A 17,510-nucleotide genomic window follows, 5' to 3' on the forward strand; every position below is an offset into this window, starting at 1 on the left:
TTATGGAAAAACCACCGGTCGATCCGCAAAACCCCTGGCTGGAACTGCGCCGCCTGACCCCGGCGCGGATTGCCCTGGGCCGCACCGGCACCAGTCTGCCGACGCGGGCGCAGCTGGATTTTCAGTTTGCCCACGCCCAAGCCCGTGATGCCGTGCATCTGGCCTTCGATCACAGCGAAATCAGCGCACAACTGAGCGAGCGCGGGCGGGAAACCCTGGCGCTGCAAAGCGCCGCGCCGGATCGACACACCTATCTGCAACGCCCGGATCTGGGGCGCAAGCTCAGCGATGAATCGGCGCAGACCTTGCGCGACTACGCCAGCGAACACCCGGGCGGCGTCGATCTGGTGATGGTCGTCGCTGATGGCCTGTCGGCGCTGGCGGTGCACCGCCACACGCTGCCGTTCCTGACGCGCCTGGAAGAACAGATGAGCGGCGACGGCTGGTCCGTGGCACCGGTGGTGCTGGTCGAGCAGGGCCGCGTCGCCATCGGTGACGAAATCGGCCAGCTGCTCGGGGCGAAAATGGTGGTGATGCTGATCGGCGAGCGCCCGGGCTTGAGTTCACCGGACAGCCTCGGGCTGTATTTCACCTACGCGCCGAAGGTCGGCCTCACCGACGCCTATCGCAATTGCATTTCCAATGTTCGGCTTGAAGGCCTGAGCTACGGCATGGCGGCGCATCGCTTGCTGTATCTGATGCGCGAGGCCTGTCGGCGGCAGCTGTCGGGGGTCAATCTGAAGGATGAAGCTCAGTTGCACACATTGGAGGCGGACGACGCTGTCGACATGAAAGGCAATTTCCTGCTCGATCCACCGCCAGCCTGAACCGTTTCCGCATTGCCTTTCTGCGCTGCTTTCAGGCAGGATCGACGCACGGCCGCCCGGGTTTCCCATCGCCGTCAGAGCAGTTGAAGACAGCCACTTGAAGACGAGACCTATCATGCGGATTATTCAAGCGACCCTCGAACATCTGGATTTGCTGACTCCTTTGTTCGTCAAATATCGCGAGTTCTACGGCTCCCTGCCTTACCCGGATTCCTCTCGCGCGTTTCTCGAAAAACGCCTGCGCCGCAAAGAGTCGGTGATCTATCTGGCCCTGGCCGACGATGACGACAAGAAACTCATGGGTTTCTGCCAGCTCTATCCGAGCTTCTCTTCGTTGTCGCTCAAACGCGTGTGGATTCTCAACGATATCTACGTTGCCGAAGATGCTCGCCGGCAACTGGTCGCCGACAATCTGATCCGTACCGCGAAGAAAATGGCCAAGGAAACCCAGGCCGTGCGCATGCGCGTCTCGACCAGCGCGAACAACGAAGTGGCGCAGAAAACCTACGAATCGATCGGTTTCAAGGAAGACACCGAGTTCAAGAACTACGTACTGCCGATCAGCGACGAGCTCTGACTCCAACGGCTTCGGTGATGAGGGAGTTCGCTCCCTCGCCACGGCCACCTTTTCCCTGACAATTGCTCACTTCGCGACACTCCCCGCTACAAAACCGACGCGCTTTTCATCGCTCAGACCGTATAATCCCGATCTTTCCGGCTTGTAAGAAAAACTACACCCCGCTGTAGGCTTACACGAAGTCATCCGCACAGGCCTGCCGAGTCGGGCCGTCATACAGGTGCCCCCATGGATTTCAACCCGCTCGACCTAATCCTGCATCTCGATGTGTATCTCGATTTGCTGGTGAACAACTATGGGCCATGGATCTACGCCATCCTGTTTCTGGTGATCTTCTGTGAAACCGGTCTAGTGGTGATGCCGTTCCTGCCGGGCGACTCGCTGCTGTTCATCGCTGGCGCGGTGGCGGCCGGCGGCGGCATGGATCCGGTGCTGCTCGGTGGCCTGCTGATGCTGGCGGCGATCATGGGCGACAGTACCAACTACGTGATAGGACGCACGGCCGGGGAGAAGCTGTTCAGCAACCCGAACTCGAAAATCTTCCGTCGCGATTACCTGCAAAAAACCCACGACTTCTACGACAAGCACGGCGGCAAGACCGTGACCATGGCGCGCTTCCTGCCGATCATCCGCACCTTCGCGCCGTTCGTCGCGGGCGTGGCGCGGATGCCGTACCCGCGTTTCTTCGGCTTCAGCGTGCTCGGCACCATCCTCTGGGTCGGCGGTCTGGTCACTCTGGGTTACTTCTTCGGCAACGTGCCGTTCATCAAGAAAAACCTCTCGCTGCTGGTGGTGGCAATCATCCTGCTGTCGCTGGTGCCGATGATCATCGGCGTGGTGCGCAGCCGGTTCGGCGGCACCAAAGTGCAATCGCACTGATCCGATGTGGTCACTGAGCGCCTGGCGACGCCGGCGCCTCTTGGCCAGGCACCCGATTGCCGACGACCTGTGGCAACGGGTGCGCCATCAACTCTCCTTCCTCGATGGCATCAGCGCTGCTGAAGACCAGTGGTTGCGCGAAGCCTGCGTGCTGTTTCTCGACGACAAACACCTGACCGCCCTGCCCGGTGTCGAACTGCATCAGGAGCAACGCCTGCTGCTCGCCGCCCAGGCGCAGTTGCCGTTGCTGCACCTCGGCGATCTGAACTGGTACCAGGGTTTCCACGAGATCGTGCTGTACCCGGATGACTTCCTCAGCCCGCAACGCCATCGCGATGCCAGCGGCGTCGAGCATGAGTGGGACGGCGAACACAGCGGTGAAGCCTGGCAGCAGGGGCCGGTGATTCTCGCCTGGCCCGGCGTACAGGCCAGCGGTGGCTGGGAAGGCTACAACCTGGTGATCCACGAACTGGCGCACAAGCTCGATATGCTCAACGGCGACGCCAACGGCCTGCCGCCATTGCACGCCGACATGCGCGTCAGCGACTGGGCCAAAGTGATGCAGGCCGCTTACGACGACCTCAACCGCCAACTCGACCACGATCCAGACGCCGAAACCGCCATCGATCCCTACGCCGCCGAGAACCCGGCAGAGTTCTTCGCCGTCGCCAGCGAATACTTCTTCAGCGCCCCGGATCTGCTGCACGAGGCTTATCCACAGGTCTACTTGCAACTGCAGCTTTTCTACCGGCAGGATCCGTTGGGCAGACTGCGGCAACTTCAGGCCACAGACCCGGTCTATCAGGCGCACGACTGAGCTCTGCACGACTTCTGGTACGTGGCGTCGGCGTAGGAATGTGCCTATAATCGCCGCCACTTTTTGGTCAATCCGGCCAAGTGTTTTTGGTCAACTACGGGGGCAACGCCCAATGAGCTACAGCAAGATTCCGGCTGGCAAAGACCTGCCGAACGACATCTACGTCGCGATCGAGATCCCGGCCAACCACGCGCCGATCAAATACGAAATCGACAAAGACAGCGATTGCCTGTTCGTTGACCGTTTCATGGCCACCCCAATGTTCTACCCGGCCAACTACGGTTACATCCCGAACACCCTGGCTGACGACGGTGATCCCCTCGACGTGCTGGTCGTGACTCCTTACCCGGTTGCTCCAGGCTCGGTAATCCGCGCCCGTCCGGTCGGCATCCTGAACATGACCGACGACGGCGGCGGCGATGCCAAAGTCATCGCCGTGCCACACGACAAGCTGTCGCAGCTGTACGTCGACGTGAAGGAATACACCGACCTGCCACCCCTGCTGATCCAGCAGATCGAGCACTTCTTCGCGAACTACAAGGATCTCGAGAAGGGCAAGTGGGTCAAGATCGAAGGCTGGGCCGGTGCAGACGCCGCCCGCGAAGCGATCACCAAGTCGGTTGCCGCCTACAAGGGCTAAGCAATTGCGCCTTGCGTGACGCTTGAAAAAACCCCGGATTTCCGGGGTTTTTTGTTATTGGCGTCTGCATAATCGACTCGGTTGTTCAGGTCGATGTAACTCGAAATACACCTTGGTCGGCCCCCTCTCCCTCCGGGAGAGGGTTGGGGTGAGGGGCTCTTGAAAAAGCCCGACTAAACAAACCGTTTAAATTCCTACATGCAGTTTTAATCTGTTTAATTTCCCACAAGTACGTCTTACATCCCGTCGCAAAATACAGGCTTTTTTTGAACGCCCGGTTTATTCAAACCGCTCTAGTCCGGCCGTAGACTCCGTGTTTATGAGAAAGAACACTAGCGGTCCACGATTCAAGGCACTCCTGGAAGCAGCGAACATCAGCACCACGGATTTCGCAAGGTTCTGGGGCACGGAAGCCCGAAACGTTCATAACTGGTACACCCGGGGCGTCCCGGCGTATCGCATGGAAGAAGTCTCACGCCTGTTGTCGGTCAATAGTGAATGGCTGAAAACCGGGGAAGGCGTCAAGGAGGTCGCGCGCCTGCACCCACCCGCCAGCAATGGCGACACGTTCGATGCCCAGGCCATCTGCGGCGTCTACACAGTCATCAACCCCAGCGACATCGACCTGGCATTTTTCAAGGAAACCCCGATCGCCAACGGCGACGGTAAAACCCACGTCATCCTCGCCCCCGACCAGTCCCTGCGCCTGCCCCGCGCCCACCTCGATCAACTCGACATCCAGCACGCCAACGCCATCTGCGCGCACATGATCGGCAACAGCATGGCCGATCGCATCGAAGACGGCTCCATCGTCGCCATCGACCGCGGACTGACCCAGGTCGTCGACGGCGAAATCTACGCCGTAGAGCACGACGGCATGCTGCGCATCAAATACCTGCACCGCATGCCCGGCAATGGCCTGCGCATGCGCAGCCACAACAGCGCCGAATACCCCGATGAGGTCTTCCGGCCGGCGCAGATCGAAGAGCAGCGGATTCACATTCTTGGCTGGGTGTTCTGGTGGTCGACACTGGGCAAGCGCCGGCCGGTGGTGCCGTTTCTGTGATGCGTACGCTGATATCAAGCTTTGCGCAAACCTGTGGGAGCGGGCTTGCCCGCGAAGAGGCCCTGACAACCGGTACAAATCCCGAGTTTATACCGCTTCAGTCGCTCTAAACCGCACTTGAGGCTGGGAATCCAGAGCAAAACTCAGTATCCTGCGCCCCACATTCGCGCATCGACCCGCCCAGCGGCTCGGATGACGCCCGACGAGGCAGACCAACGTCTGACCAAGTCCCACAGCCGGACGCAGATCCGGATGTACGTTTTGAAGGCTGGCGCGGTTTACCAAAAATAAACCAAGCCAGTCCCCGAGAAGCCGGCCACAAGCCGGCTTTTTAATGCCTGCAAAAAGGCTACGCCTCTCGCTTGGAAGGAATCGAACAAGCTGGGCACTACAGTTCCGAAGCGCTTCACAAGGAAGTTAAAACGTGCGATTCACCCCTCGTTTCACACTGCTTGGACCGGTCATCCTGATCGCTGCGATGAGTTTTTATCTCTCAGGCTGCGTCGGTGCCATCGTGGCTTTGCCTGAGAAAACCACACTCAGAACTGACGAGTACAAAGCTCTAAGCGCTCGTTCGCTGACGCCAGCGATTACCCGAACCGCGCAATCAGCGCCTACCCGAGAATGGTGTGGCGTCACGGTTTGGGCGTTGATCATTCCTGTTCCGCTGAAATTGCCCGTGTGTACGTCGTACTCCGAGCAGTCCTTTGGCAGCAACGAATCTGGAAATGAAATCGTTTTGCTCTATTCAAAACAAACGGTGCCGTCGCCGTTCTACGCCTGCGGCCCGTTCATGATGCTGGGGCCGATTGTGCATGGTTATCAGGGCAACGCGCTTTGCGGCGTTTTTCCTGATTAGCCGGATTCACGGATAACTGAACGACTTCACCAACGTCAGCTCCCCCGCCGTCCGCATCGGCACTACAAACGTCTCCATCTTCTCGCTCGGCGTGCCTTCTTCAGTAATCACCGTCACCTGCGCGGTCGTCAGCGCCTGCACCGCTTCATCCCCACCTTCGTCATCCCCGCGATATCCGCCGCCGTAATAATTCACATACACCAGATACTGCCCCTTGATCGGCGCGGGCATGGCGGCGATTTCCGGGCCGTAGCCGGTGGTGACGTCGACGTCAAGGGCGGCGCCGTTGGCGGCGCTGCGGTTGCCGTACCAGATGTGGGCGCCGTCGGGGGTGATCAGGTGCAGGTCGAGGTCGGTGCCGTCGCTGTCCCAGGCCAGCAGGACGCGCAGTTTGGCCGGGGTGGAGCCGCCGCGGGCGTTGAGGAATTGCGTGCGGTGGCGTTGCTGGCCGTCGGCGCTGCGCACTTCGACGCTGTTGCTGCCGTTGGGGAAGGAGAACGGGCGATCGAAGCCGCCGGCGGGGTCGATTTTCAGTGGCATGCTGACGCCGTTGACGATCAGGCGCCCGGGTTCGTTGTTCTTCGGCACGGCTTTGATGTGGCCGCTGATTCTGGCGGTATTGGCCTGGCCAAGCGGTGTGTTGACCGACGAGGCCGGGTAGTTGACGGTCTGGCGAAAGCTCTCGCCCTCGCCTTGCGGTGCGCCGCTGCGCCAGCCGCCCACCGGGGTGTCGAGTTTGACGCCATCGGCGGCGAACGCTTGCGGCAGCACGTTGAGGGCACAGAGCAGCAGCAAGACCTGTGGATAACGGAGTGTCATGGTCTATTCCAGCAAAAGGTGACGGGCGAGCCCTTCGATGTAGGTTTCATCCTGGCCGTTGGGGTGTGCTTCGAAGGCCAGGTGCAGATATTCGTGGGTCAGATCGAGGCGATCCTGCAGGCTCAGCACGCCGCGCACGTATATGCGCTGGCGTTCGCGGTCGACGAAGGGCCGGCCGAAGGCGAGTTTGCATACGGCGAAAGTGCTGACTTCGTTGTAGCCGGTTTCGCTTTCGAGCCTCGGACGCCAGCTGCGTCGCTGCTTCTGCAGCCAGTCTTGCGCGGCGGGCAATGCTTCGCAGGAGGCGACCGGGTTATCCCAGCGGCTGAGGCTGGCGCGTGGATAGGCGTGCAGCAGAATCGCGTCGTAGCGCTGGCCGGCGTTCGCTTGCTCGACGGCTTGCTGCCAAGCGAGTTTGTCTGGGCCCGGCTGGTCGGAGTGATAGGTGACGGTGCTGCCGGCCAGTACCAGATCCGCCGTCCACGCCGCCATGTTGCGTGACTCGGCCGAGGCTGGACGCGGGGCGACGCGCTGGCGATTGCTGCTGTCGTCGATGCTCAGGCAGTCGCCGTTGCGCGTGGCGTTTTGCAGCAGATAAGTGCGGATCGCTACGGCCAGCGCCTTGGCGGCTTCGGCGGGTTGCGGTTTGGCTTCGCGTTCGAGAACGCGAGCGACATATTCTTCGCGATCAAGTCTTGCGACGAGTTTGTCGTTGAGCAGAAAAAGCTCGCCATCGCTGTGGATGTCCAGCGCGTTGCCGTTGGCGAATTCGACGCGGTAGTCGCCGCGCAATGGCCCGGACGTGGCGACACGATCCCCGACCAGAACCTTCGAAACCGGATATTTCGAAAACAGCCCGACTTCCACACAACGCCCCGTGTCCGCTGGCCACGCCGTCGGCAACACGCTGGCCAGCGCCTGACCGTAGTGACGCAGAACCATTTGACTGGTACCGCGCCCACCCGCCCAGATCGGTGCGCCGTCGGCGCTCCAGCCGGCGAATCCACCCTGGCGTGATTGTGCATCCTGGTCGCCGAGCCAGCTCCAGGTTTTCACCCGCAGGCGTCCGCCCAACTCGCCGACGACATTGCCGTCCGCCGCGTTCAGCACGACATCGAGCAGCACGCGACGCATCTGATCCTGCGCTGGCAGCAACGCCAGAACACCCAATAATTCAGCGACCGAGACTCTTGTTGCCGGTTGCACGGCTGGCAAATCCAGCAACCATGACGGCGCCTGCCGCGCCTGCCAATACACTCGCCAATCCGTCGCTGCAATGCCCAACCGCGCGGGGTCGAAATACAGACCGCAGGATTTCACCAGTGCCTGATCCCGCTCGATCTTGCCGCCCGCCGAGCAGCAATAAACTTCTTCTTTGGACTGCCCGCGACAGTCATAAGCCGGCTCCCGCGCACCGGTATCCACCAGCCATGCGTAGACGAACAACTTCCACAGACTGCCCAGCGGCGCATCCAGCGACGCTGGCAACGGTTCGCGCTTGATCAGTTGCGTCTGATTCAACGACAACAACTCGCCCTGATAGGCCACGCGCAACGGCTCGTCCTGCGCTGTCGCCAGCGCAGGCATCATCCACATCAGCAGCCACAACAGCGGCCGGCGCATGTCAGTTGACCGTGACCTGACCGAGGGCGGCTTTCGCCTCCTGGGCCTGATGTTGCGGTGCATACACTTGCTTGAAGCGTACCGGCGGCAGGTTGAACTGGCCCTTCTGCGAGAAGCGCACCAGATGACGCAGGCGCAACTCACCACTCAGCGCGTCGACCGGCACCGCGTATGCCAGTTGTCCCGGTTCGAAACGCGCCTTCTCCAGCGCGGTCGGTTCGGTGCCGTCCTTGCCCTGCAATTTGATGCCCCATGTCGTGCGCTCGACATCCGCGCCCGGTGGCAGCGGCACTTCAAGCATGCCGTAGCGCAGCGGTTTCGGTGCCTTGCTGGTGAGGATCACCTCGTCCAGGTACAGGCTGTCGCTGGACAACGGTTTAGTGCCGACCGGCTCGAGTTTGAAGGTGAACGCCTCGTCGCCCGGCACCAGCCGCGACAGACGCCGAGTGACGCTCACGGCCATCGGATCGACCTGCGGCTGTTGAGTCTGGAAGCTCAGCGCTGCACGCAACGGCCGCTCTTGCGTGCCGGACACGCTCAGTATGTTCGGCAAAGGCGTCGCGCCTTGCCAGGTCCAGTACATCTCGCCGCTGGCGCCGTAGTTTTTCTTCCAGCCCTCACCCGGCATCAGCGCGATGGTCGGCGAAGCCTGAGCGATGCTGCGTTGCAGCCAAGTCAGCGCCAGCGCACGTTCCAGTGTCGACTGCTGCGGCAACAGACGTTGCAACAACGCCGTGGCGCGAGCCTGATCGAACGGTTGCAGCGACAGGTTCAGTGCTTCAACGAAGGGCTGCGAGCTGACGGCCAGACGTTGTTGCGCTGCGCCCAGTTGCCGATTGAACGCCTCCGGCAAAGCAACTTTCGCCTGCGTGGCCAACGATGCAGTGAGTACCCGCGCCGTCGCCAGACCAAGTGCCGAATCCGGGTCGTTCATCACCAGACTGTCCTGGCCGTCGTCGAGCAAGGTTTCGGCACTGCCTTCACCGGCCTTGACCAGATCGTCGATCAGACCGCTGAGCAGCGTGTTCACTGGCAGCTGCATCTGTTTGGCGAACGACAGAATCAGCGCCCGCTGCAGCAATGGCGTATTCGGCGCTTGCTTGGCGTACACCTCGAGTACGCGCTGCCAGTGCTCCGGCGGCAGGGTCAGGTCGAGTACGCGGCTGGCATTCCAGTCAGCGTAATAGGCATAGGCGGTGAGAAATGCATCCGGCTCGCCGTCGTAGCCCCACCAGGTGAAGCTCGCCGACGGCCCGGCCATTTGCACCAGACGCAGACGGCTGTTCTGCATGATCAGGCGCAAGCGATCGCGAATCTGCGGGTTCGACGCCAGCGATGGATAAGCGATGCTCAGCGGCAGCAAGCGACTGGCCGTCTGCTCGACGCCGCCGTACGGGTAGCCGAGCAGATCATCGAGGGCGGAACGGAACAGCGCTTGCGGACTGTCATCCAGACGCAGGCGGATATCCGTGGCATCCGCCGGCAAACTCAAGGGTGTATCGCCGCTGACCACATCGAGACTTTGCGTTTGCGTGACTTGCCAGCCTTCACCGGTGGCACTCAAGCGCACAGCCAGGGCATCGGCGACTTTGCCGTCCTGCACCAACTCCGCCGTCCACTCGCCAGAGGCCAAAGCGAACGCCGGCAGTGGCAGGTAATTGATGCCGCTGTTCAGGGTCACCGGCAGACGTTGTTCGGTACCGGCATAGTGAGTTACCAGTTCCGCCTTGACCGGTTTCTCCGCCTGACTGAACGCAAACACGCCCAGCCGCGGCTGATCGCCCTTGCGGAATTTGCTCGGCCCGCTCCACTTCAGGTAAAGCGGTTTTTCCGAACGGACAAACTGCTTCTTCTGCCCGACCTGACCGTCATCGGCAATCGCCCGAGCGGTGATGCGCCAGCGGGTCAGCGAGTCCGGCATCTTGAAGGTGAAGCGGGTTTTGCCGTCGTCGCCGGTCAACAGCTCCGGCTGCCACGCAGCGGTGTCGACGTCTTCACGGCGCGGACGCTCAAGCACCTTCACGCCGCGTTCGCTGCGATTGGCTTTACCCGGGGCGCCGGGGCTACCCGGCAATGCCACGTCGTAGCTGATGAATGACAGGCTGGCACTGGTGCGCACGTTGTTGCGCCGAGGGTGATAGAAGAACTGGTCGATGCTCGGCGCGACTTCCGGTTGCAGCGCGTAGATCATTTCGTCGACCACACTGACCGTCAAGTGTGCCGGAACCGCTTTGCCGGCGAACTGCGTGGTCAGGTCGACCGTGACCGTATCGCCCGGCAGGTACACCGCTTTGTCGGTGCTGATCGCCACGTCGATTTGCGGCGCGACCACTTTGATCCCGGCGTTCTGAAAGCTGTACTGACCGCCCTTGGTGTAGAGCACGGAGAAGGTCAGGTTCGGCGCGAAGCTGTCTTTCACCGCAATGCGCGCGCGGTATTGGGTGTCGCTGAGTTTTTCCAGTTTCAGCCAGTCGGCGCCCTTGGCCAGCAGCGCAGTGGCCTCGACCTTGTCACGCTCCAGCGACAGCAGTGCGTCGCTGACCGGCTCAGGGAAGGTGATCAGCGCCAGCGCTTCTTCGCCCGCCTTGTACTCGGGCTTGTCGAGGACGATTTCCACTGTGCCCGGCACCGCTTTCACACCGTCGCCGGTGACCGAATGGCCGGTGGCGCCGAGGACGCGACCGTGTTGATCCTTCAGCGTCAGGTTGTACGTGCCCGGACGTTCGAAGGTCATGCTGAAGCCTTTGTCATTCGCCGCGAGTTTGCCCTCGCCTGTGCTCTGGTCTTCCAGACGCACCCAACCATACGTGCTTGGGGTCACCGCTTTGCTTTGCTCAGTGCCGCCCTCGTTGGCGTAGCTGAACGCAACCTTGTCACCGACTGCACTGAAGCGTTGCGGCGCGCTCAAGCGAAAACTCGCCGCGCCACGGTCGATGAGGATTTCCTTGGTGGTCTTGACCCGATACGCCGCGCCATCGCTGGCGAACACGGAGAGCATGTAGCGGCTCGGTTTATCGGCTGCCGGCAAATCGAGGGTCGCGTTGCCTTTGCTGTCGGTAGTCAGTTCGGTGCTGGTCAACTCCACCGGGAATTGCCCGAGGTATTGCAGCTCGTTGTCGACCATCGACAATTGCTGGGCGCGCAGGCTCAGGCTCAATTTTGCATTGGCCACCGGTTTGCCGTCGGGATAGAGCAGCACCAGACTGCCTTTCACCGGCTCACCGGTGCGGTAATCCTGCTTGGCCAGATTCAGCGAGATTTCGAAGTGCGGCTTGATGTATTCGGCAACGCGGAAAGCACTGCTGTAGGCCTGATCCTTGTAGTTGAAACGGATCTCGTAACCACCGGCCACGGCGTTATCCGGCAACTGGAAGCGACCCTGGGTACCTGCTTTCGAATCAAGCTTCAGATCGAGGGTCTGCAGTTCGGTCCCCGTGGCATCAAGCACGCTGACACTGACATCCGCCGCGCCCGGCAGCACCGAATCACGGGCATTCTTGAACTCGCGACCGACGATTTTCAGCGACACCCAATCGCCCGGGCGATACAGCGGCCGATCGGTGAAGGCATACAGTTTAGTGTCGTAGATTTCGCTGTCGTAGTAGAAGTTTTCCGAGACGAACACGCCGCCCTCTTCGTCCTCGCCGATGACGAACGAGCGCTCCGGGCTGACGTGTTTCAGGCGCAGCAGACCGTCGGCATCGGTAGCACCGCTGCTCATCACGCCGAGGCCATCGGTCCACAGCACGTTGACCTTTGGCACCGAACTGCCTTCGTGCTTGCGCGCGGCCCAGACCAGCAGTTCATCGCCGGCAATCTTGCTCACCGCGACCGTATTGGAGACGAAAACCATGGTGGTCGCGCGGTACTTGCCGATCAGCGCTTCAACCAGATACAGCCCCGGCTTCAGGTTACCCAGCGGGATGTAGACGTTGCCCGGCGCGACGCTGACGAAGTCGCTGGACGAGCCGGCCAGATTGACCCCGGCCGGCGGCTGGATAGGCTTGGCCTGCCACAGTGGATAACGGAACTGGCTGACCACCGGCAGACCCGGGATCAGCGCGAATTGCGGCTGCGCGTCGTACGGCGTCGGCGCGGCCATGGCCTCACCCATTTTCAGCTCCGGCACTTCTTCGGTGACCTGCTTGCGCGACTCGTAGGAGAACGCACGCTGCATCACCCGGCGGGATTTGCGATACCAGTTGTCCCACAGATACGCGAGGGTGTTGGACAGACCTTCGCCCTTGAACTGGCCGTCGCTGACGACGCGATGCAAGTTCTTCTGGCGCTTGAGGAAATCCAGCGGCTTGTCGATGCGATACACGCGAATGTCGGCGCCGCCGTACGGTTCCATGCGAAAGCGCCGGTAGTCACGACCCGGGGCTTCGAGGCGGACCATCGCCGGCTCGTCGCTGGCAAAACTGCTGTCGGCGAGCAGGAAGAAACTCTCACCGGCCACCGGCGTGTAATTGCTCGGCTCCACCGAGTCTTCGGCGTTGACCCAGGTAAACGGCAGCAACAACGCTAACAGCAAAGAAATTCGCGAACAGATACGCAACATGCGGGCACCGGTCATTGGGAGAGAAAGTTCAGTCGATAGACGCCGATGAAGTTGGGGTTGGCTGCGTCGGGTATCCATCGGGTGTCCTTCCATGTCATGAGTTGCTGCAGGCTTGCCGAACGCATGCCGTTGTCAGTTGGGGTGGTGGTGCCGGTGTGATAGGCGATGTAGCGGCCCATCCAGATCATCAGGTGCTGATCGTCGCCCTGATCGAAAAACATCAGGTCACCGGGCCGCGCCTGCGCCACATCGCGGCCGACCAGATGGCTGTTGAACTGAATCAGTTTGATCGCGTTGACGTACGGCCCGACCTTGCCGCCGCCCTGCTGCCACTGTTGCGCGAGCTTGCGTTGCTCGTCGCTCAGCGCCAGTTCCGGCGGCAGGTAGCGATTGGACAGACCATTGCTGCGCAGCCATTTGTCGTCGTGGACTTTCAGCGCTTCGTTGGCGGCAAAGCGCACCAGGCCGGCGCAGTCCTGCTGATACCAGCGCGGGCTTGGGCCTTGGCTCAATTGCTCTTGAGCAATACGCACAAACCAGGCGCGAAACACCTGGGATTGCGCCGGGTCGAGCGCTGGCGCTTCAACCGCACGGGCGCCTGCGCTCAGCAGCAAAGCAAGCAAGCCGAGGCTGCGGATCAGTGCGCTCACAGCGCCTTCCATTCCAGCGGCAGCCATTGCCAGTGGCCGTCAGGCTCACTGCCTTCGGGCAAGGTCAGGGCATATTTGCCGTAGCCGCCGAGGGTGCGCAGTTTCGGCATCAGGTAGGTTTGCGCGGCGTTGTAGAACACCGGCTCCATGTCCTGCGGCAGGCTGTCGAGGGTTTCGCGCTGCATCAGTTGCGCCATCGCGTCCGGGCCGAAGTAGATCGGCATCAATACGTCTTTTGGCAGCACGTCGGCCATCGGCGGGAAGCGCTTGTCGAGGGTGCCGAGGGCTTTGTCGACGAGTTTGTCGTCGAGGGAAAACAGCAGCGTCGAGCCGTGACGGGCGAGGCTGACTTTCATGAACGCCTTGCCGGAAATCGCCTCCGGGTTCTCGGCGGTCTTCGCCGCGTACGGCCCGAAACTGGAACTGACCTGACGCTGCCAGACGTGGCTCTGGCCTTCCTGCTTGTCGATCACCGGGAATACGCTTTCGGCGACATTGGCTTCGAACGCGCCGACCATCGAACCGAACAACTTGCCCAGATCACCGTCAAGCTTGCTGCTGTCTTCGTCTTTGAGGCTGGCGACCAGCAACGGTGTGTACAACCGCGAATCGGCGTACCAGCACAGGCCGGCCGCGCCGGCGACATGTTCGGTGAGGGTCTGCGCCACCGCTTCTTCGGCGCCGAGTTTGATCAATATCGGCTTCTGCGGTTCGGCCGCCACTGGCAGGGTCACGCAAGCGCTCGCCCCCAGCGGCATCGCTTGCCAGACCGGTTTGAAATCGAAGTCCGGCTGGTTTTCCAGTTCATCCATGGCCAGATAGCTGTGCCAGCCCTTGTCGTCCATGTCGAAACGCAGTCCGGCGAAATTCGGGATAAAGCGCTGATAGCCCATGGCGAGCACGCTGGAATTGACCGAAAGACGCTGCTTGGTTTCCGGACTTTTCGCTGGCAAGCCGAACGCTTCGGGGAAGAGTTTTTCACCATTGAGCAACGCCGCCAGCGCTTGCGCGGAGACGCGACCCGATTCTTCCGAGACGTCGCTTTCCGGGTCGTAGTACTTGGCTGGATTGGACAGCACCACCAGTTTGTCGCCGCGCGACGCAAACAGCAGCGATTTGCTGGCGTTGTAGCTGAGTTGATACAGCGGCACTTCGTCGCTGCCGACTTTGAGAGTGCCGAAGATGCTGAGCTGGGTGTCATCCAGCGCCACTTTCGCCAATGGCTCGAGCAGCTTGGCCAACCCGCCGCGATCCATCACCAGCAGGAAATCCTTCAAACGACCATCGGCGCCACGCCACAGCGCAACATCGGCCGGTTGATCGAAAAGCTGCTCGATCAGGCTGTCCTGCAACTTCAGGTCATGCTCGTAGATGATCCGCCGCAGGCTGCCGATCAGGCCGAGGCGATCGGCGTGGGTTTCGTAATAGAAGACGAAATCCTCGGTAAGCGTGGCCTTGAGGAACGGCACCGTCAGCAGGTCCTTGGGCAACTGGCTCAGTGAACGGGTTTCGAGCAAGGCATCCGGACGGCCGAGGCCGAGCTTGTCACTGGCAAGTGCCGCCGGCGGCGCTTTGGGCTTGAGCAGCAGCCAGCCGAAACCGCCCGCCACACCGGCCACCAGGCACAGGCCGAGCACGACCAGCGGCCAGCGCCGCGAAGGTTTGGCCGCCGGTGTCGCGGCAGCTGGAGTCACAGTGTTATCGCTCATGTTCACAACATCCGAGTTCATCCGTGGCGGGATGCTTAATAGTTGAAGGTCTTGACCAGCAGCAGATCACCGATCGCCCGCAGGGGCACGATGAAGGTTTCGCGTTTTTCGTCGACGGTGTTTTCGTTGAGCACCAGGGTGATCTGCGAAGTGATCACCTCGTTCTGATTGCTGGTCTCCTCGAAGTTATAGCCACCATTGCCGTAGTTGCCCCAATAGTTGACGTAGACCAGATACGTGCCGTGCAGCGGCGCGGTCATGGTGAACATTTCCGGGCCAGGGCCGTCGACGCCATCCGGGTCGAGGCCGCCGCCATTGCTCAGCGCCGGCCGTGCCCAAAAGGCATGCTGACCGTCGGGGGTGACAATATGCAGATCCAGCTCGGCTTTCGGGTCGTCCCATCCCAAGACAAGACGAATCCGCGCCGGCGTGCGCAGATTATTTGCTTCATAAAATTGCACGCGCTTGAGCGACTGGCCCTCGGCGCTGATCACTTCGACGCTGTTGGAACCGGCGCCAAATGCGTAGGGCCGGGCAAAACGTCCCTGATCATCGGTGTACAGATTCAATGGATTGCCGTTGACGGCGAGGCTGTGCGGCGGACGCATGTGGCCGAGGGCTTTGAGCTGGCCCTGGATCATCGTGCGATTGCGCTGAATGCCGCGATCGATCGGCGGCGTCGGGTAGGCGACCTGCGAATTTTCCGAGCGATCGAGCAGGCCGTGATAACGCCAGCCGCCGACCGGCTCGGACAATTGCGCAGCCGGCGCGGCCCACAGCACAGGCGCGCAGGCGAAGCCGATCAGCAGCAAAAGAAATGAACGCATGTGACGCCTCCTGCCATGCCTTGAACGAAACCTTGCACCCGATCCTCGGTACTTCACAGCGGTGAACTGCGTTTCGTCTGAACGCCCCGCAACTGTCGGGGCCGTAGAAGCCGCGAAGATTAGCGATTTGGCAGTTTTTTAACAATCGGATACATGTGTGATTGCTGTAGGAATCTCGCTTTCGAGAGGGCGTGAGCCGAATAAGCCTCAGCCCCGAAACTTCACATTAACTTTGTGACGAGGGGATTTATCCCAGCTCGGCTGCGCAGCAGTCGTAAAACCGGCGACTTCGATTTTCCTGAGAGTATCGGTTGTCTGGTTTTAGGGTTGCTACGCAACCCAGCGGGGATAAATCCCCTCGCCACGGGGTCATGTGCGCGGCTTTGGGTGGGGCGCCTCATTTGCCCATACCCCCCCTATCTGCTAGTGTCGCGCCGGTTTAACGTCTACCGGAATTTGCCGCCATGGCCCGCAAAAAAGCTGCACTGGATTTCGAACAATCCCTCGCCGACCTGCAAACACTGGTCGAGCGTCTGGAGAACGGTGAATTGTCGCTGGAAGACTCGCTGACCGCTTTCGAGCAGGGCATCGGCCTGACACGTGACTGCCAGGCGGCGCTGGCCCAGGCCGAGCAGAAAGTGCAGGTGCTGCTGGAGCGCGATGGCGAGCTCGCCGAGGAACCCTTCGACGCGGATGAGCCAGAATGATCGCGGCGTATTCGGCGAGCAGTCAGGCCCGGGTCAACGCGGCGCTGGAAACGCTGTTCAACGCGCCGCTGCCGGAACTGGCGCGGCTCTACGAAGCGATGCGCTACAGCGTGATGAACGGCGGCAAACGCGTGCGCCCGTTGCTGGCATACGCCGCGTGCGAAGCCCTCGGTGGCCAGGCTGAACAGGCCAGCGGCGCGGCGTGTGCGGTCGAGCTGATCCACGCCTACTCGCTGGTGCATGACGATTTGCCGGCGATGGACGATGACGATCTGCGTCGCGGCCAGCCGACCACCCACAAGAAATTCGACGAAGCCTGTGCGATTCTCGCCGGTGACGGCTTGCAGAGCCTGGCCTTCAGCGCCCTGCTCGACCCGCGCCTGAGCGATTGCAGCAGCGAAATCCGTCTGCAGATGGTCACGGCGCTGGCCCATGCAGCCGGTCCGGCGGGCATGGTCGGTGGCCAGGCCATTGATCTCGGTTCGGTCGGTCTCAAGCTCGATCAAACAGCCCTGGAACAGATGCACCGACACAAGACCGGCGCGCTGATTGAAGTCAGCGTCAAGCTTGGTGCCCTGGCCAGCGGCCGCGCCCAGCCTGATCAGCTGCAGGCATTGCAGACTTATGCACAGGCCATCGGCCTGGCCTTTCAGGTGCAGGACGACATCCTCGACGTGGAAAGCGACACCGCTACCCTCGGCAAACGTCAGGGCGCCGACATTGCCCGGGACAAACCGACCTACCCGGCCCTGCTCGGCCTCGACGCTGCCAAGGCCTACGCTCTGGAACTGCGCGATCAGGCCCTGCAGGCGCTGCGACCGTTTGACGCGGCTGCCGAGCCGCTGCGCGAGCTGGCGCGGTATATCGTCGAGCGGCGCAACTGACGGCGTATCGGCCAAAAAAGACCAACGCGTGGGCAGGGGCCGATGCATCAGGTAAACTGCCGCAT

The 17,510-nt window shown here is 61.4% G+C and carries 15 protein-coding genes; 9 read left to right on the forward strand and 6 right to left on the reverse strand.

The genetic code is table 11. From position 1 onward, the window contains the following. Positions 1-2 precede the first annotated feature (2 nt). From eutC to ASG55_RS23125, 7 genes are all read left to right on the forward strand, one after another. Positions 3-827 carry an ethanolamine ammonia-lyase subunit EutC gene (gene eutC, locus ASG55_RS23095; protein ID WP_056790683.1) on the forward strand — a complete coding sequence of 275 codons (825 nt, stop codon included), beginning with the start codon at positions 3-5 and terminating at the stop codon, positions 825-827. A 115-nt stretch (positions 828-942) separates the two neighbouring features. Beyond that, the gene (locus ASG55_RS23100) at positions 943-1,404 is read left to right on the forward strand and encodes a GNAT family N-acetyltransferase (RefSeq protein ID WP_016773002.1); all 462 of its coding nucleotides are present in this window, start codon (positions 943-945) and stop codon (positions 1,402-1,404) included. 228 nt (positions 1,405-1,632) lie between these two features. After that, the gene (locus tag ASG55_RS23105; protein WP_016773001.1) at positions 1,633-2,283 is read left to right on the forward strand and encodes a DedA family protein; all 651 of its coding nucleotides are present in this window, start codon (positions 1,633-1,635) and stop codon (positions 2,281-2,283) included. Between the two features lie 4 nt (positions 2,284-2,287). Further along, a complete protein-coding gene (locus tag ASG55_RS23110; RefSeq protein ID WP_056790687.1) occupies positions 2,288-3,100 on the forward strand; it encodes a zinc-dependent peptidase in 813 nt (270 codons plus the stop codon). Positions 3,101-3,212: 112 nt separating this feature from the next. Next, positions 3,213-3,740 (forward strand): inorganic diphosphatase, encoded by a 528-nt coding sequence (gene ppa, locus ASG55_RS23115; protein ID WP_003205933.1) that lies wholly within the window; start codon positions 3,213-3,215, stop codon positions 3,738-3,740. Positions 3,741-4,059: 319 nt separating this feature from the next. Further along, entirely contained in the window at positions 4,060-4,806 is a 747-nt protein-coding gene (locus ASG55_RS23120; protein WP_056790690.1) for a S24 family peptidase, read from the forward strand. Positions 4,807-5,230: 424 nt separating this feature from the next. After that, positions 5,231-5,665, forward strand: coding sequence for a hypothetical protein (locus tag ASG55_RS23125; RefSeq protein ID WP_236708195.1), 435 nt, complete (start codon positions 5,231-5,233; stop codon positions 5,663-5,665). 6 nt (positions 5,666-5,671) lie between these two features. Here the strand turns inward: ASG55_RS23125 and ASG55_RS23130 are convergent, their stop codons facing one another. The 6 genes from ASG55_RS23130 to ASG55_RS23155 are packed head-to-tail and all read right to left on the reverse strand — an operon-like array spanning position 5,672 to position 15,854. After that, positions 5,672-6,484: a YfaP family protein gene (locus ASG55_RS23130; protein ID WP_056790693.1), complete on the reverse strand. Its 813-nt coding sequence runs from the start codon at positions 6,482-6,484 to the stop codon at positions 5,672-5,674. Positions 6,485-6,487: 3 nt separating this feature from the next. Beyond that, the gene (locus ASG55_RS23135) at positions 6,488-8,107 is read right to left on the reverse strand and encodes a DUF2300 domain-containing protein (protein ID WP_056790696.1); all 1,620 of its coding nucleotides are present in this window, start codon (positions 8,105-8,107) and stop codon (positions 6,488-6,490) included. Between the two features lies 1 nt (position 8,108). Beyond that, positions 8,109-12,683, reverse strand: coding sequence for an alpha-2-macroglobulin family protein (locus ASG55_RS23140; RefSeq protein ID WP_082530336.1), 4,575 nt, complete (start codon positions 12,681-12,683; stop codon positions 8,109-8,111). Further along, positions 12,680-13,330, reverse strand: coding sequence for a DUF1175 domain-containing protein (locus tag ASG55_RS23145; protein WP_056790699.1), 651 nt, complete (start codon positions 13,328-13,330; stop codon positions 12,680-12,682). Before ASG55_RS23145 ends, ASG55_RS23140 begins: the two co-directional genes overlap by 4 nt. Then, entirely contained in the window at positions 13,315-15,027 is a 1,713-nt protein-coding gene (locus ASG55_RS23150) for a DUF2138 domain-containing protein (RefSeq protein ID WP_056790702.1), read from the reverse strand. The genes ASG55_RS23145 and ASG55_RS23150 overlap by 16 nt, the downstream gene beginning before the upstream one ends. Positions 15,028-15,062: 35 nt before the next feature. Next, a complete protein-coding gene (locus ASG55_RS23155; protein WP_056790705.1) occupies positions 15,063-15,854 on the reverse strand; it encodes a YfaP family protein in 792 nt (263 codons plus the stop codon). A gap of 464 nt (positions 15,855-16,318) precedes the next feature. On the opposite strand from ASG55_RS23155, the gene ASG55_RS23160 reads away from it, so the two are divergent. Together ASG55_RS23160 and ispA are read left to right on the forward strand one after the other, a co-directional pair. Continuing rightward, positions 16,319-16,561: an exodeoxyribonuclease VII small subunit gene (locus ASG55_RS23160; RefSeq protein ID WP_016772991.1), complete on the forward strand. Its 243-nt coding sequence runs from the start codon at positions 16,319-16,321 to the stop codon at positions 16,559-16,561. After that, on the forward strand, positions 16,558-17,445 hold the full coding sequence (gene ispA, locus ASG55_RS23165) for a (2E,6E)-farnesyl diphosphate synthase (protein WP_056790708.1): 888 nt from the start codon (positions 16,558-16,560) through the stop codon (positions 17,443-17,445). The genes ASG55_RS23160 and ispA overlap by 4 nt, the downstream gene beginning before the upstream one ends. Positions 17,446-17,510 lie beyond the last annotated feature (65 nt).

This window comes from Pseudomonas sp. Leaf434, from assembly GCF_001425545.1.
Taxonomy (GTDB): Bacteria; Pseudomonadota; Gammaproteobacteria; order Pseudomonadales; family Pseudomonadaceae; genus Aquipseudomonas; species Aquipseudomonas siliginis.

Excerpts from the sequence above, each read along its gene's own strand:
- eutC (WP_056790683.1), top strand. The coding sequence starts at position 3 with ATGGAAAAACCACCGGTCGATCCGCAAAACCCCTGGCTGGAACTGCGC.
- ASG55_RS23155 (WP_056790705.1), bottom strand. The coding sequence starts at position 15,854 with ATGCGTTCATTTCTTTTGCTGCTGATCGGCTTCGCCTGCGCGCCTGTG.
- ispA (WP_056790708.1), top strand. The coding sequence starts at position 16,558 with ATGATCGCGGCGTATTCGGCGAGCAGTCAGGCCCGGGTCAACGCGGCG.
- ASG55_RS23135 (WP_056790696.1), bottom strand. The coding sequence starts at position 8,107 with ATGCGCCGGCCGCTGTTGTGGCTGCTGATGTGGATGATGCCTGCGCTG.
- ASG55_RS23145 (WP_056790699.1), bottom strand. The coding sequence starts at position 13,330 with ATGGAAGGCGCTGTGAGCGCACTGATCCGCAGCCTCGGCTTGCTTGCT.
- ASG55_RS23110 (WP_056790687.1), top strand. The coding sequence starts at position 2,288 with ATGTGGTCACTGAGCGCCTGGCGACGCCGGCGCCTCTTGGCCAGGCAC.
- ASG55_RS23160 (WP_016772991.1), top strand. The coding sequence starts at position 16,319 with ATGGCCCGCAAAAAAGCTGCACTGGATTTCGAACAATCCCTCGCCGAC.
- ASG55_RS23140 (WP_082530336.1), bottom strand. The coding sequence starts at position 12,683 with ATGACCGGTGCCCGCATGTTGCGTATCTGTTCGCGAATTTCTTTGCTG.
- ASG55_RS23130 (WP_056790693.1), bottom strand. The coding sequence starts at position 6,484 with ATGACACTCCGTTATCCACAGGTCTTGCTGCTGCTCTGTGCCCTCAAC.
- ppa (WP_003205933.1), top strand. The coding sequence starts at position 3,213 with ATGAGCTACAGCAAGATTCCGGCTGGCAAAGACCTGCCGAACGACATC.
- ASG55_RS23120 (WP_056790690.1), top strand. The coding sequence starts at position 4,060 with ATGAGAAAGAACACTAGCGGTCCACGATTCAAGGCACTCCTGGAAGCA.
- ASG55_RS23150 (WP_056790702.1), bottom strand. The coding sequence starts at position 15,027 with ATGAGCGATAACACTGTGACTCCAGCTGCCGCGACACCGGCGGCCAAA.
- ASG55_RS23105 (WP_016773001.1), top strand. The coding sequence starts at position 1,633 with ATGGATTTCAACCCGCTCGACCTAATCCTGCATCTCGATGTGTATCTC.
- ASG55_RS23100 (WP_016773002.1), top strand. The coding sequence starts at position 943 with ATGCGGATTATTCAAGCGACCCTCGAACATCTGGATTTGCTGACTCCT.